Annotated in this window: 12 protein-coding genes; 7 read left to right on the top strand and 5 right to left on the bottom strand. The window is 44.1% G+C overall.

Annotation, left to right across the window (positions count from 1 at the left end):
• Positions 1 to 3: 3 nt before the first annotated feature.
• From I3249_RS10590 to I3249_RS10605, 4 genes are all read right to left on the bottom strand, one after another.
• The gene (locus I3249_RS10590) at positions 4 to 1,692 is read right to left on the bottom strand and encodes a fatty acid--CoA ligase (protein ID WP_238069927.1); all 1,689 of its coding nucleotides are present in this window, start codon (positions 1,690 to 1,692) and stop codon (positions 4 to 6) included.
• Between the two features lie 169 nt (positions 1,693 to 1,861).
• Complete coding sequence (locus I3249_RS10595; protein ID WP_238069928.1) at positions 1,862 to 3,064, bottom strand: 3-oxoadipyl-CoA thiolase; 1,203 nt, start codon at positions 3,062 to 3,064, stop codon at positions 1,862 to 1,864.
• Between the two features lie 72 nt (positions 3,065 to 3,136).
• Positions 3,137 to 4,702, bottom strand: coding sequence for a 3-hydroxyacyl-CoA dehydrogenase (locus I3249_RS10600; protein WP_238069929.1), 1,566 nt, complete (start codon positions 4,700 to 4,702; stop codon positions 3,137 to 3,139).
• Positions 4,703 to 4,833: 131 nt separating this feature from the next.
• Entirely contained in the window at positions 4,834 to 5,610 is a 777-nt protein-coding gene (locus I3249_RS10605) for an enoyl-CoA hydratase (protein ID WP_238069930.1), read from the bottom strand.
• A gap of 329 nt (positions 5,611 to 5,939) precedes the next feature.
• Here I3249_RS10605 and I3249_RS10610 point away from each other — a divergent pair, with 329 nt between their 5' ends.
• From I3249_RS10610 to I3249_RS10625, 4 genes are all read left to right on the top strand, one after another.
• A complete protein-coding gene (locus I3249_RS10610; RefSeq protein WP_238069931.1) occupies positions 5,940 to 7,094 on the top strand; it encodes an acyl-CoA dehydrogenase family protein in 1,155 nt (384 codons plus the stop codon).
• A gap of 161 nt (positions 7,095 to 7,255) precedes the next feature.
• The gene (locus I3249_RS10615) at positions 7,256 to 8,488 is read left to right on the top strand and encodes an MFS transporter (protein WP_220455972.1); all 1,233 of its coding nucleotides are present in this window, start codon (positions 7,256 to 7,258) and stop codon (positions 8,486 to 8,488) included.
• Positions 8,489 to 8,714: 226 nt separating this feature from the next.
• Positions 8,715 to 9,560: an IclR family transcriptional regulator gene (locus I3249_RS10620; RefSeq protein WP_238069932.1), complete on the top strand. Its 846-nt coding sequence runs from the start codon at positions 8,715 to 8,717 to the stop codon at positions 9,558 to 9,560.
• A gap of 132 nt (positions 9,561 to 9,692) precedes the next feature.
• Complete coding sequence (locus I3249_RS10625) at positions 9,693 to 10,787, top strand: NADH:flavin oxidoreductase/NADH oxidase (RefSeq protein WP_238069933.1); 1,095 nt, start codon at positions 9,693 to 9,695, stop codon at positions 10,785 to 10,787.
• A gap of 644 nt (positions 10,788 to 11,431) precedes the next feature.
• Here the strand turns inward: I3249_RS10625 and I3249_RS10630 are convergent.
• On the bottom strand, positions 11,432 to 12,337 hold the full coding sequence (locus I3249_RS10630) for a LysR family transcriptional regulator (RefSeq protein WP_197707684.1): 906 nt from the start codon (positions 12,335 to 12,337) through the stop codon (positions 11,432 to 11,434).
• A 150-nt stretch (positions 12,338 to 12,487) separates the two neighbouring features.
• Between I3249_RS10630 and I3249_RS10635 the strand changes: the two genes are divergently transcribed.
• From I3249_RS10635 to I3249_RS10645, 3 genes are all read left to right on the top strand, one after another.
• Positions 12,488 to 13,552 (top strand): TIGR03571 family LLM class oxidoreductase, encoded by a 1,065-nt coding sequence (locus I3249_RS10635; RefSeq protein ID WP_102090616.1) that lies wholly within the window; start codon positions 12,488 to 12,490, stop codon positions 13,550 to 13,552.
• Between the two features lie 17 nt (positions 13,553 to 13,569).
• Positions 13,570 to 14,178 carry an NAD(P)H-dependent oxidoreductase gene (locus I3249_RS10640; RefSeq protein WP_157822722.1) on the top strand — a complete coding sequence of 203 codons (609 nt, stop codon included), beginning with the start codon at positions 13,570 to 13,572 and terminating at the stop codon, positions 14,176 to 14,178.
• Positions 14,179 to 14,384: 206 nt separating this feature from the next.
• Positions 14,385 to 15,146 carry an IS3 family transposase gene (locus tag I3249_RS10645; RefSeq protein ID WP_322868749.1) on the top strand — a complete coding sequence of 254 codons (762 nt, stop codon included), beginning with the start codon at positions 14,385 to 14,387 and terminating at the stop codon, positions 15,144 to 15,146.
• The last annotated feature ends 106 nt before the right edge of the window (positions 15,147 to 15,252 follow it).

Here is a 15,252-nt window from a genome sequence, read left to right on the forward strand (position 1 = left end):
TGACTAGATGAGATTTTCTGAGTACATCGAACGCATGCGTTTTTTATCGAGTTTACCAACGCTGGTTTTTGGCATGTCTGATAGAAATCTCACTTCGCTTGGGACGCCATATTTTGGCAAATGACCTCTCTCAACTGCTTGATGACCTAATGCCAAAATATCTTCCATTTTTGTGTCGACATGGTCTGGTTTTAGTACGATCAATGCCAAGGGACGCTCACCCCATCGCTCATCTGGCACACCAATCACCGCGATATCAGCCACACTCGGATGAAAAGACAAAATGGTTTCGACCTCAAGCGAGGACACCCATTCGCCGCCAGATTTAATGACATCTTTGAGCCTGTCTGTGATGCTTAGCGTGCCATCAGCGGTCATGCAGGCGATGTCTTGAGTATGCATCCAGCCGCCTTTCCATAACTCATTACCTGCATCAGGATTTTTAAAATAGCTTTGGGTCAACCACGGCGCGCGTATCACAAGCTCGCCTGTAGATTTGCCATCCATGGGTTGTGGTTTACCATTTTCATCCCAAATTTCCATCGACACTAACATAATGGGTGAACCTGATAGACAACGATAGTTAAGGTTATCCTCTAGCGTCATTGACTCTGTTTTGTCATCGAATACTGCTCGAGACAGTACAGGGCAAGACTCTGACATACCAAACCCTGACATAAACTCTATGCCACATTCGATTGCCGCTTTGGCCAAGCCTTCGTTAAGCTTTGAGCCACCTAGTAACAGTTTAAGATCTTCGAATTTTCGGCCACGCTCTGCCATTTCTTTGAGGAGCATTTGCAATATTGCTGGGACACCATGTGACAGCGTGACTTTGTGCTGCTCAATCAAATCGACCAGTTTTGGTGCCAGATATCTCCCGGGATATACTTGCTTGAGCCCTATCATGGTTGCGCCATACGGCCAGCACCACGCATGTACATGAAACAAAGGCGTCATCGGCATATATACATCGTTGTAGCGCGCGCCTTGACCTTCGGCATTGAGCGCTGATGCCAGTGTGCTTGCCATCGTCTGTAGTACGATCTGACGATGAGTAAAGAAAACTCCTTTCGGATCACCTGTCGTGCCACTGGTATAGAATGTTGTAGCAATAGTGTTTTCATCAAAATCTGGGAAGACAAACTCGTCACTAGCAGCTGCTAATAGTGCCTCATATTCGCCATCGACATAGTCTGGCAGCTCTTTTTTATCACCCTCTGCTTTATCATTCTCTGCATCATCAGCCCACATTACGTGCTCAATAGAAGGCGCATCGTCACGATAGTCTTTAATCATCGGCGCAAATTCAGCATTCAACAATAAGGCTTTTGGCGCAGCATGATTGACGGTGTACAGCACTTTTTCTTCTGACAGACGGACATTAACGGTTTGCAAAATCATGCCCGACATTGGTACTGCAAAGTATGCCTCAAGGTAACGATGACTGTCCCAGTCCATGACCGCGACCACATCACCTGCCTGCAAGCCCATATTTTTTAATACATTAGCCAAGCGATTAATACGTTTAAAAAACTCAGCATAGGTATAAGTGACTTTGTCGGCATAGCTAATGGTTTGGTTGGTAGAGGCGATTTTGGCGCGGTTTAGTAACTGTTTAATAATTAACGGAAACCCATACGCTTCTTCGGCTTGATGGTAATTATCGTGTTCGTTGAGTATGGTTGTCATGGTATCTTCCTTGATAATAAATTGTCCTTGATATAGTCAATTCTCTATAAAAGAGTGACAGCGTTAACCTATCTTGAAGTATCACAGTTAAATCTGCGCTCGGTTGCCCTGTGTCTCTTCTAAACTGAATCAACTATAACCAGTAATGGGGCGAGCGTGCTTTTGAGTCTTAGACGCGTTCTATCACCATGGCAAGCCCTTGCCCAATACCAATACACAAGCTGACCACGGCATATTTGCCACCTGTGCGCTGTAGCTCTCGGGCGGTACTCAAGGCGATTCTTGCACCAGATGCGCCAAGCGGATGGCCGACAGCGATGGCTCCACCATTGGGATTGACACGCTTATCATCAAAATCAATATTCAACCCTTTTAGGCAGCCAAGCACTTGAGAAGCAAAAGCTTCATTGATCTCAATGACAGACATGTCCTCGAGGCTCAAACCAGCACGCTTTAGTGCTAGCTTAATTGCTTCAACAGGACCCACACCCATGATATTGGGTTCAACACCCATTGCACCTGATGATAAGATCTTGGCAATCGGTTTAAAGCCTAGCTTTTCCTCTGCTTGCTTTGAGCCAATGATAAGCGCGGCAGCACCATCATTGATACCAGACGCATTACCTGCGGTGACGATTCCATCTTTGTTTAACGGTTTGAGCTTTTGTAGTGCTTGAATATTAGAGCTGGCACGCGGATGCTCATCCTCTATGACTACTTTTGCAGGCAATTTCTTACCTTGGGGTACGGTGATAGGTGTTATTTCATCGTTAAAAAACCCTGCTTGCTTAGCAGCTTGGTACTTGGCTTGTGATGCGGCTGCAAACTTATCGGCTTCCTCGCGCGTAATACCATACTTCTGCGCGACATTATCGCCCGTCTGCGGCATGGTATCACTGCCGAACTGCTCAATAATTTTTGGGTTGGGGAAACGGCTACCAATGGTCGTATCAAATACTTTGAAGTCACGGCTAAAAGGCTGTTCTGTCTTGGCAAATACAAACGGTGCACGCGTCATCGACTCGACCCCACCTGCTAAAATAATATCCCCTTCATTGCACGTAATACTGCGAGCAGCATCGACAACAGTGGACAGACCTGACGCACATAAACGGTTTACTGTCTGACCTGGGGTATTGACATCCAACCCTGCTAACAAAGCCGCGTTACGCGCGATGTTACGAGAGTCTTCACCTGCTTGGTTGGCACTGCCTAGCAACACTTCATCAAAGATATCAGCAGATAGTTGGTGCTTTTCGACCAACGCTTTCATCACGGTAGCAACCAAATCATCAGCACGTACGGTTGCTAATGCGCCAACATAGCGACCAAAAGGACTTCTTAACCCATCATAAATATAGGCATCTAACATAACGTTTCCTTGTCGTATTTTTAACTCTGAATAATAGTTTTATGGTTTGGCAATATTGCTGTGTCGTCAATATTAGTATTTGGTCTGCTGAGTAAACAATGACACATCAAGCTTGGCACGGCGTTGTAGCCAAGGGCTTGGACGATAACGTGGGTCACCTGTCAGCCCGTAGATACGCTCTAAAATAAGCAGCACACGCGAGGCCCCAAGACGGTCGCCCCAAGAGATAGGACCGTACGGATAACCTAGCCCAAGCTTGACGGCATTATCAATGTCTTCTGGCGTGGCAATCCCTTGCATAGCAATGTCACAACCAAGATTGATCACCATAGCGACCACACGTTGTGCCACAAAGCCGATGCTTTCGGAAATCAGCGTGGCACCGACCATAGGCTGTGTGGTTGCTTCACTGTCATCCAAGCTTTTACCAAATAACGTATAAGCTTGTGCGATAAATGCCTCCTGCGTGACGAGACTTGGCATCAAAGTACGATGCTTTGCTAGTCCAGTGAGCATATCAATGGCAACGGCTTGCTTAGGATTAACTTGATAACGAATGGCAGCATTAGTCGTATCTTCGCCATAAGGTGCGAGCAGCACCAAACTATCAAGGTTTGGCTTATCGTTGTCGTCGATAGTGATACCTTGAGACTTTAGGTAATCGACTAGCTGATTTTGGTCTTCTGCCAGATCAGCGCCAACCCAAACTGAGGTAATAACGGCATCAGATATGAGTACTTCGGACGACTGATCTAGAGCAGTAGCTGCTGACAACTTCTGACCGTTTTCATAGTGATAAAACCCTTCACCAACCTTACGACCGAGCTTTTTACCTACCAGCATTTGACGGGTCAGTGGATGCGGGCGATAACGCGCTTCGTGATAGAACTGATTGTAAATAGACTCCATCACGGGGTGCGATACATCGATACCAGTGAGGTCTAACAGCTCAAACGGCCCCATGCGAAATCCTGCGCCTTCACGCAAAATTTGATCAATATTCTCAAACGTTGTTACCCCTTCACCCAATATTTTTAACGCTTCTGTACCGTACGCTCTACCGCCATGATTGACGATAAAACCCGGTGTGTCTTTTGCTACCACACCTAGGTGACCCATACGTTTGGCCAAATCGGAGAGAACGTCAATCACTGATTGCTGAGTAGACAGACCTGGAATGACCTCTACAATTTTCATTAAAGGGACTGGATTAAAGAAGTGAAATCCTGCCACGCGCTCCGGATGCTCGCAGTCAGCAGCAATGGCGGTCACTGATAAGGAAGAGGTATTGGTCGCCAAAATAGTATCGGCGGTGACCACACCTTCTAACTGGGCAAAAAGCTGTTTTTTGATGTCTAGATTTTCGATAATGGCTTCAACCACTATCTCAGCAGTCGCAATTTGGCTAAGCTCTTGTAGTACCGTCAAATTATTTAAAGTATCCTGTAGCTGCTCATCGGTAAACTTGCCTTTAGCAGTTAGTTTTTCTAGGGTACTTTGCAAGGATTGTCGTCCTTGTTCAGCAGCGCCTGACTTGGCGTCATACAAGAGTACTTGGATACCAGCTTGAGCAGCAATTTGAGCAATACCCATGCCCATAATACCAGTGCCGATAATGGCAATTGTGTTCACAGTCATAATAACTCTCTACATAGTTTGCTATGAAATTTTGGTTCAAAGGTGATAACTTGCTTCAAAAGCGATCACAATGTGGCTCTGAATTAACGTGCCTATGAATTCACATGCTTATGAATTAACGCAGCTATGGATTAATGCCCTTTGTACTCTGCAGGACGCTTTTCTAGGAAGGCTTTAGCACCTTCTTTTTGGTCGTGAGTATTGAACAAAATCTGGAAAGCCTTGCGCTCTAGAGCCAATGCACCTTCTAAAGGCATATCAACGCCTAGATTTGCGACTTCCTTGATTTGCGCTAAGGCAATGGGAGAGTAATGTGATAGCTGCTCAGCAATCTCGATGGCACGTGTGATGGTAGCCTCGTCTTCAACGACTTCAGATACCAGCCCCATTGTGTCCGCCTCATCTGCACTGATCATATCGCCCGTTAGCACCATCTTCATGGCCTTATGTTTGCCAACCGCGCGAAACAAACGCTGCGTTCCGCCAGCACCTGGCATGAGTCCTATCTTGATTTCGGGTTGACCAAATTTGGCAGACTTGCCTGCGATGATGATGTCAGCATGCATCGCTAGCTCACAGCCACCGCCCAGCGCATAACCATTGACGGCAGCAATAATGGGTTTTTGGCAGTTAGTAATGGCATCCCAATAGCGTTCACTATGACGTAGGTACATATCCACTGTACTAGTAGTCAAAAAATCGTTTATATCCGCACCAGCGGCAAACACCTTGTCACCACCAGTAAGGACGATCGCCTTGGTTTGTGGGTCATCGTTTAGTTGAATGAACAGATCTGCCATTTGTTGACGTAGCTCACTGTTTAGTGCATTGCGCACTTTGGGGCGATTAAGTCTAACGACACTCACGCCCTCTCCTTTTTTCTCACAAATAATGAGCGGCTCTTCCATGATCGACTCCTTAAACATCATTCTTGCATAAAGTATAAACACCCTAACAAAGCATTTATTTTAAATATTAAATATCGCTGTGCGGTATTTAATATCAATATATACTGTTTATTTTGGTTTGTGAAGCATAAAAGTTTGATAAATTAGAATAAATTTGAAATAAAAAGCTATATTCAATTATATAAATACCGCAATGCGGTTTTTTAAACCAAAACTATTGTAATTTAATAATTCATCGATTATGCTGTTTATCCAAGGACGTCACATTATTTAATACAGTCACAGAGCCGATACTGATATCAGGCATCAATCAAACAAGGAAGATTCATATGATTAGAGATAAAGAGACCCTCGACCACATCACCCAAACCATTCGTAACTTCGTTAACAATCAACTTATCCCTATGGAACATTGGGTTGCAGAAAATGATCGCCTTCCAGAAGAGATCATTGAGCAAATGCGAGAATTAGGGCTTTTTGGACTGACCATACCCGAAGAGTACGGCGGACTTGGTGTCACTATGGAAGAGGAAGTCACGCTGGCATTTGAGTTAGGACGTACCTCCCCTGCGTTTCGCTCATTAATAGGGACAAATAATGGTATTGGCTCATCTGGCCTAGTAATTGATGGCACTGAAGCACAAAAGCAGAAGTATCTACCTCGGTTGGCCAGTGGTGAAATCATCGGTTCGTTCTGTTTGACTGAGCCGGAGTCAGGCTCAGATGCTGCCTCATTGAAAACGACCGCTATTAAAGATGGTGATACTTATATCATCAATGGCACCAAGCGCTATATCACCAATGCCCCGCAGGCTGGCGTATTCACTGTCATGGCACGCACCGATCCACAAAACAAACGCTCTGGCGGTATTTCAGCATTTATTGTGGAGAGTGACACGCCGGGTATTACTTTGGGCAAAATTGACAAAAAAATGGGCCAAAAAGGCGCGCATACCTGTGATGTGATCTTTGATAATTGCGTCGTACCGGCGGATGCACTCATCGGCGGTGTTGAGGGGGTTGGCTTTAAAACGGCCATGAAAGTTCTTGATAAAGGGCGCTTGCATATTGCGGCAGCCAGTACTGGAGCCGCCACTCGCATGCTGAATGATGCGCTCAATTATGCTGTCGAGCGTAAGCAATTTGGTCAACCAATTGCTAGCTTTCAGCTGATTCAAGGCATGCTCGCTGATTCAAAAGCAGAAATCTATGCTGCCAAATCCATGGTACTAGACGCTGCACGTTTGCGTGACGAAGGCAAAGACGTCGTTACTGAATCCTCATGCGCTAAAATGTTTGCCACTGAGATGTGTGGCCGTGTTGCTGATAGAGCGGTACAAATCCATGGCGGTGCCGGTTATATCGCAGACTACGGTATTGAGCGTTTTTATCGTGATGTACGTCTATATCGTTTGTATGAAGGTACCACACAAATTCAGCAAGTCATCATTGCCCGCAATATGATTAAAGAAGCCAGCGAGTAATCCCTACCACTTTTTTACCCACCAGAATGCACGGCGGTATTTGCTAGGATGCTGATACCGTTCCCCTCTATTTTTACCACTACGCATCAAATTAGTTTTTCATTCTCACAACGTTAAGGATATAAATTGTGAAAAGTGTCGCTATAACTGCAGATCCAAGTATGAGCTCCACCCAAAAACAACCTTGGAAACTGGCCTTTGTTTTTTGTTTTTTAGTTTTACTATGTGATGGGGCTGATATCGGTATTCTTGCCTTTACCTTATCCAGCCTAAAACTAGAGTTTGCACTGACCAATGTACAAGCTGGCGCTCTAGGCAGTTGGTCGTTATTTGGGATGGCAATCGGTGGGTTTTTTGGTGGTTGGGCTTGCGATCGCTTTGGCCGAGTACGTGTCATCGTTCTTGCGACTGGCATGTTCTCTATATTGTCTGGTTTTAGTGGATTGGTGCAGAGCTATGAGCAGTTTGTCACGCTACGGGTTATTGCCTGCTTGGGGCTTGGTAGTCTTTATATCGCTACCAATACGCTTATGTCAGAGATGGTACCTACCAAGCATCGAACCACCGTCCTTGCTGCATTAATGACTGGATTTACTTTAGGCTCATTGGTTATCACCAGTGTATCCGCTTGGATCATCCCTAGCTATGGTTGGCGTACACTATATCTACTGACTTTTTTGCCGATACTTTTGGCAGTATCAATGTACTTTTTAGTCCCTGAACCCCAGTCTTGGAAAGACGCTCGAGCACTAAAACTGAGCGGCGCACTAGATACTCTCAAAAAAGCAGAGAACCCATACAAAGCGATAATGGAAAATCCGAAACACCGTATCATGTTTATCCTATGGTCAATGAGCTCAGGACTTTTGTTATTCGGCTATTTTGGTGTCAGCAACTGGCTACCTTCTTATCTAGAAACTGAATTGGGTATCAAGTTCAAAGAAATGGCACTGTATATGGCGGGAACATACCTGACAATGATGTTTGCCAAAGTTGTGGCTGGATTCATGGCTGATAAAATCGGACGTAAGATAGTATTTGCCTTTGGTACGATGGGCACTGCATTGTTTATTCCTATTCTAGTGTATATGCATACTCCAGAAAATATCGGTTGGTTAATGATCACCTTTGGTTTCTTATATGGTATCCCCTATGCCATTAATGCCACCTATCTAACCGAAAGTTTCCCTACTGCTATCCGAGGTACTGCGATTGGTGGTGCATTTAATATCGGACGGCTTGGCTCTGTGATTGCTCCTGTTGCCATCGGTTATATGGCCATGCATAACTCTATCGGCGCAGGTTTATTACTTATGGCAGGTGCATATTTCTTATGTGGTCTTATCCCTACTTTGTTCATTAAAGAAAAGCAATATGATCCACAACAAGCCTAACCATACCTCTTATAATGACTATTGCTACCGTTCATACCGCATAGCGAAACAATAGTTTCTCGTTATGCTATGCTGAGAATGAGAATGTGAAAGTAAATTGATATAATATAATCAAAGAGACAGTGGGTAACTGTGGGCTGATATTAGCTCACAGAATGCTATGAATAATAAAGTTTTGTGATTTTATAACGCTTGTATGAATTTGATTGGGGATAATAGACGACATATGACTAATGATACCCTTACCGATGAAGACGCTAACAACGAGATGCATATTGAACTGTTAGAACCCATTGCAGAGATGAGAGATAAAAATGACCGACAGTTTGTCACAGCGTTGGCTCGAGGGTTAGAGCTGCTGCGTTGTTTTACCCCGCAGAGACCTTATCTAGGCAACCAAGACCTAAGTCAACTGACAGGCCTTCCTAAAGGCACCATTACTCGTCTGACCTATACGTTGGTCAAATTGGGATATTTAAAACAATCGACCAATAGTAGTAAGTACCAGCTTTCGACAGGGGTACTAAGTTTTGGTTATACCATGATGACTAATATCTCTATCAATAACCTTGCGACTCCTTATATGGAAGAGTTGGCAGACTATGCCAATAGTGCCGTTGCCATGGCTACTCGTGATCGACTGATGATGGTGTATCTAAACGTCGTACAAGGTGCCGGTAGTACTACCATGCAACGCAATGTCGGCTCTTATCTACCGATTCATTTGAGTTCGATGGGGAGAGCCTGCTTGGCAAGTATGCCACCTGCTGAGCAAGAGTTTATCCTTAATGCGATTCGTAGTAAGTACAAGGATGATTGGCTAAAGATCAGACGAGGGCTAGACAAAGCCTTTCAAGATTATGAAGATTACGGCTATTGTTTTTCTATCAGTGAATGGCAAAAAGATGTCAATGCGGTCGCCATTGCGCTGATGCACCCGACGGAAGGTTTGCTCACGTTTAACTGCGGCGCACCAAGTTTTATCCTGAGTCGCACCAAGCTAGAAGAAGACATCGCCCCTCGCCTGCTGCATATGAAAAACATGATTGAGAGTAATCTATATATCAGCTAGCGTCACTTAAATGTAACCTATAAAAACAACCATTCATCCCCATCATGTATTCAAGCGCTAATCGTATAAGTCATTTATATTGTTTTTGTATTTTATTTTCCATGCCTTTAGGCACGTTTTTAAGGATTTACCATGAGCCAGCTTTTTTCGCCTTTGAAACTTGGGCAACTCACATTAGATAACCGTATTATCATCGCACCCATGTGTCAGTACTCTGCCAATGATGGCGCGGCAAGTAATTGGCATACGATCCATTTGGGCCAAATGAGTTTGAGCGGCGCAGGACTACTTATTTTAGAAGCAACAGCGGTCAATCCACAAGGACGTATCAGCTATGCTGATTTGGGATTATGGGATGACAGGACGCAAGCGGCACTGGATAAAACACTAACGGCAATCAGACAGTACAGCCCGATGCCGATAGGCGTCCAGTTGGCCCATGCTGGGCGTAAAGCGTCAACCAAAAAACCATGGGACGGCGACGGCTCGATTGCCCCTGATGAGGTAAATGGCTGGCAAACGGTGGCACCATCAGCGCTGGCGTATGACGAAAACTCTACTGTACCCACAGCCATGGATCAAAATGACATTGATACACTCATCAGTGATTTTGTCGATGCGGCAAGACGTGCCGATGCGCTGGGTCTTGACTTAATTGAGCTTCATGGTGCGCACGGCTATCTATTGCATCAGTTTTTATCGCCGCTTTCTAATCAACGTGATGATCAATACGGCGGCAGTCTTGAAAACAGAATGCGCTTGTTACTTGACGTGTTTACAGCGGTTCGGGCTGAGTTTTCAAGTGACAAGCCAGTGGGCGTGCGGGTTTCTGCAACCGATTGGGTCGAAGGCGGCTGGGACCTTACCCAAACGATCGAGCTGGCTAAAGCATTGGAGGCGTTAGGCTGTGATTATATCCATGTGAGCACCGCAGGACTGAGCCCAGAGCAGCAAATCCCTGTGGAAGCGAGCTATCAAGTGCCTTTTGCTGCCGCGATAAAAGAAGCGGTCAATATACCTGTCATTGCCGTGGGCCTAATCACCGAGGCCGAGCAGGCAGAAAGCATCATCACCGAGCAGCAAGCGGACGCGGTTGCATTGGCACGCGGCATACTTTACGACCCGCACTGGCCGTGGCACGCGGCGGCCGAGCTTGGCGCAACCGTCAAAGCGCCCAAACAATATCTGCGCTCAAGCCCGCACGGTAAGCCGTCTCCGATAGAATAAGTGTAATCGAACTACGAACATAGACTGAAGACATTACTTGCTTCAGTCTATGCATTAACTCACTTTAATTCAAACTAAAGTAATTATGGCTTAAAAGTTAGATAGTCATCAGTGTATTCAACTTGACAAGTGGTAGTGATATCAACGCTGCCATAATTTACCGGCTGAAGTGTAGCGCAGGGAGGTCAACTTATGGTCTTGTTAGGCCTGCTAAATGTTCCATAAGCGGAATTACCTCATTGTAAATACCCCATTCTTAACACAACATCATCGTAGAATAATTAAGCCACCTGCCTGTACTCAGCAGGTGTCATTGTAGTGGCATAATGAAATAGGACAGTAGATAAGAGGTTATACTATCACCAAGACTGGAGAGAAGATATGACCACTACACACCGCACAAACAAAAGTATTAAGCTATTATTCTAGTAAGTAATGAAACAAAATTATATATGGTTTTCCGTTCACCCTGAGCCTGTTGAAGAGTAGGAAAACCGTTATGGTTCGACAAGCTCACCACGAACGGTTTTTTATAATTTAAATTTGTTCAGTTACTTAAATCAGAATAGTATGATGAAGAAAGCCTTTCCTAAATTAGATACGCATAATATTCTACTGCTTTTCACAATATCACCATCTACAGTTTAACCTATCAAACGTTGTGCTAAAAAATTCACCAACACGCCAATTTTTACCACATTACGGCTAGTGGGCGGATACACCAAATAAATCCCGTCATCTGTCGCCAAAGACGGGGTCACTTGCCAATCAGACAACACCTGTACCAACGCCCCAGACTGCAACGCTTTCTCAATCAGCCAATTAGGTAAATGGCTAATCCCTTGTCCATCAAGCGTGGCTTGTTTCAGCATTTCTATATTATTACCCATCAAATTCCCTGTCACCCGCAAACTTTGCGTTTTACCCGTTTGATGGAAATACCACTTTGACGCATAGCCTTGATACATAAACGGCAAACAATTATGCTCGGCTAATTGTGACGGTATTTGTGGTGTTCCATGCAATCGTAGATAATCGGGACTGGCACATAACAGCCGTTGCTGAGAGGCAATAAATTTTGCTACCAAGCGGTCATCCTCCACACGCCCTAACCGCACCCCTACATCATATTTCTCATTAAATAAATCTACAAATTCATCACTGGCAAATAGCTCCAATTCAATTTTTGGGTATAAATGGGCAAATTCGGCAAGCAATGGGGCGATTTTTTCAATCCCATAGGCACTGGGAAAAGTAAGGCACAATCGCCCTTGTGGCTCAATTTGCTCCTCTTTAATCGCTTCATTTACCTGTTGTAATTCAGCTAATATCGGCTCGGTCTGTTGTAAATAACGCATCCCTGCATGGGTCAAATCCAAATGTCTGGTTGAGCGATTCAATAGCTTAACTTGCAAGGATTGTTCTAAGTTATCAATTTGCCGAGTGACAGACGACACCGCCAGCCCAAGCTGACTTGCCGTGGCAGTAAAGCTATTAGTATTCGCCACATGGTGAAAAATAGTGAGGGCATAGAAGTAATTGATGGTCATGGGTTTGTTAGCAGTTAAGTGTATTTTTGAATAAACATATTTTTGCAAAAAAAGCAAAACTGTTTCTAATTTTACCCCAATTATCATTAAAAATAAAAGCATTATACTAGGGCTATATTTTTTAATGCTTAATTTAACGGAGTGACTCCCATGACCACAAGCTCACAAACTGCTGTACCAAACCTCTCTGTTCTTGGACAAGACAATAGCCAATTATTTCACACCGCTCAGACGAATGAAAATATAACCCCGCAACAAAAACAACTACCCCCTCATCTTGCCAATCACCCTGCATTTAGTGAGGTGTTTCAAGCGGATAAACTCACCTTGGGATTGATTGCCCCGTTTAAAGGCTATCCCAATAGTCCGATTCCGAGCTTAGAAGACTTTGGGGAAACCGCTGTCTTAGCAGAACAGCTTGGATTTTCTGCACTATGGTTGCGAGATGTGCCATTTTATGACCCAAGTTTTGGCGATGTTGGACAAGCATTTGACCCCATGGTTGCCATGGGCTATTTGACTGCGAAAACCCAACGAATTGCGATAGGTTCAGCAGGCATCGTTGCACCTTTGCGGAGTCCCATTCATATCGCCAAAGCCTCAGCAAGTACGGCAGTATTAAGCAATAATCGCTTTATTTTGGGGATGTCGAGTGGCGATAGACCTGTGGAATACCCTGTGTTTCAGCAAAACTTTGACAATCGTGCCGAGCGTTTTCGAGAAAGTTGGGACATGATTCGTGCCTTAACCACCCAAAAATTTCCGCAGTTTAAAGGGCAACATTATGGGGATTTAACAGGCAATATTGGCTTTATCCCTATCCTTGAACAACGCTTACCGATGGTTGCTATTGGTCGTGCCAGACAGGAACTAGATTGGCTTGCTAATACTGCCGATGCGTGGATTTGGCATGGGGTAAACCCAAAAGATACCAAAAATATCGTGCAAACCTTGGCGGATTTAAATCAAGATGACGCTTGGCATCCTTTTGGTTATGCCAATTTTGTCGAACTTAGTGAGAATCCGAATGAGCCTGCTCAATTATCTCGCAATATTTATCTACGAGGCGGGTCACATAGTTTGCTGGAATTTTGGCAAGAGCAGAAAGAACAAGGCTTATCTCATGTCACCATTAATTTAAAGCCTACCAAACGCCCTGTCAAAGAAACGTTGCAAGACTTAGCAGAAAATGTGTTAGCCAAATTAAACCAATAAAAATGGGGTATAAAACCATGAAAACGCTTGTCATTGATACCACAATCAATGCCCATACTGAGTCATTTTCGGCTCAGTTACTACAACAAATCAAACAGCAATTTGCTGAAAGCACAACCTATTTGCCATTAAATGACATGGATTTACCTACCTTGGATGAGGCAACCCTAACGGTCATTTATAAACAAAAAGCAGGGGAGGCTTTGAGTGTGGCGGAGCAAGCTATCGCCGACACTCGGCAATCGATGTTACAGCAGTTTAAAGCGCATCAAAAAATCGTTATTATCTATCCGATGTATAACTACAATATCCCTGCTCGACTCAAAGATTATATGGATATGGTGTTGGTGCCACGAGAGACTTTCCAGTACAGCGAGGCAGGTAAAATTGAACCCTTATTGACCGATAATAGAGCCGTGTTGTTTCTACAAATTAGTGGGTCGATGTTCTCATTGGATAAAGAATGCCAACAAATGGAATTTGCTTACCGTTATTTGGATATGATGTTTGCAAAAATGGGCTTTAAAAAACGCACCTTGATTCGAGCAGAAGGCACAGCCATTTGTGATAAAGAGGCAATTTTACAAGCCACGCTAGAAGATTTTAACCAATGGCAAGTTAATTAAATTTTAAGATAGCTGATACATAAGCTCAAGTTACCCAATATACTGTTAGGAGAATTTTCTTATGAAATCAAAATACCACCCTTTATTTCAACCTTTTACCCTTAATAATGGCATCGTCATCAAAAACCGTTTGGTAGTTGCTCCTATGACGCATTGGGGTTGTTAGAAGCAGCTATTACAACAGTACTAAATCTAGGTCTATAGACATTGAACTTATAAGGCTCAAAGCCTTAATCAGAGAAGTATTTGAGCAGTCAAATGGCTCGGCTGGTGCAAGGACGGTATCTGCTATCGTCACGCATCAACATGACATTAAACTCACACGCTACAGAGCAGTTAAACTGATGGCACAAATGGGGTTGATTAGTCGACAGATAAAATCACATAAGTACAGGCGTTGTGAAGAATTCCATAAAGCTTATGGAAACATACTAGACCGTCAGTTTGCGCCCACTGCACCAAACCAAGTGTGGACAGGTGATGTTACTTATATTCGTATCAAAGCCGGATGGTGTTATTTAGCCATCGTTATGGATTTATATGCTCGACGTATTGTTGGTTTTGCCTTGTCAGATAGCCCGAATACCCAGCTGACCACATCTGCACTAAAAATGGCATATCACATAAGACTTGAGCCTAAAGGCGTGCTGTTTCATTCAGATCAAGGCAGTCATTATACCAGTGAAGAGTATGCTAAATGCGTAGCCAAGTGCAATGGTATGTCGCATAGTATGAGCCGACGAGGCAACTGTTGGGACAATGCACCTACAGAGAGGTTCTTTAGAAGCTTTAAGACAGAGTGGATGCCAAAAAACGGCTATGACAATATTGATGAGGCTCGGCAGGCAGTAAATGATTATATTTGGGGCTATTATCAAAGTGTAAGACCACACAGCTTTAATGAGTATTTAACACCGAGCGAGAAAAAGAGACTTTATTTCAACAAAAACCTCTTAAGTACTGTCTAAAAATATTTGACCACTACAAGTATACAATGTGAGCTATGCTGAAGAAACCGTACAAGTAAACTTGGTAAACTAACGACTCAACGAGGAGTTTACCATGACCAAGAAA

Origin of the sequence: Psychrobacter sp. Ps1 (assembly GCF_022129425.1) — a bacterium.
In the GTDB taxonomy this organism is placed as follows: domain Bacteria; phylum Pseudomonadota; class Gammaproteobacteria; order Pseudomonadales; family Moraxellaceae; genus Psychrobacter.

Bases quoted from the DNA above. Each gene is read 5' to 3' on its own strand.
- I3249_RS10640 (WP_157822722.1), top strand. From the start codon at position 13,570: ATGAAAACGCTTGTCATTGATACCACAATCAATGCCCATACTGAGTCA.
- I3249_RS10595 (WP_238069928.1), bottom strand. From the start codon at position 3,064: ATGTTAGATGCCTATATTTATGATGGGTTAAGAAGTCCTTTTGGTCGC.
- I3249_RS10625 (WP_238069933.1), top strand. From the start codon at position 9,693: ATGAGCCAGCTTTTTTCGCCTTTGAAACTTGGGCAACTCACATTAGAT.
- I3249_RS10615 (WP_220455972.1), top strand. From the start codon at position 7,256: ATGAGCTCCACCCAAAAACAACCTTGGAAACTGGCCTTTGTTTTTTGT.
- I3249_RS10635 (WP_102090616.1), top strand. From the start codon at position 12,488: ATGACCACAAGCTCACAAACTGCTGTACCAAACCTCTCTGTTCTTGGA.
- I3249_RS10605 (WP_238069930.1), bottom strand. From the start codon at position 5,610: ATGGAAGAGCCGCTCATTATTTGTGAGAAAAAAGGAGAGGGCGTGAGT.
- I3249_RS10630 (WP_197707684.1), bottom strand. From the start codon at position 12,337: ATGACCATCAATTACTTCTATGCCCTCACTATTTTTCACCATGTGGCG.
- I3249_RS10590 (WP_238069927.1), bottom strand. From the start codon at position 1,692: ATGACAACCATACTCAACGAACACGATAATTACCATCAAGCCGAAGAA.
- I3249_RS10610 (WP_238069931.1), top strand. From the start codon at position 5,940: ATGATTAGAGATAAAGAGACCCTCGACCACATCACCCAAACCATTCGT.
- I3249_RS10620 (WP_238069932.1), top strand. From the start codon at position 8,715: ATGACTAATGATACCCTTACCGATGAAGACGCTAACAACGAGATGCAT.
- I3249_RS10600 (WP_238069929.1), bottom strand. From the start codon at position 4,702: ATGACTGTGAACACAATTGCCATTATCGGCACTGGTATTATGGGCATG.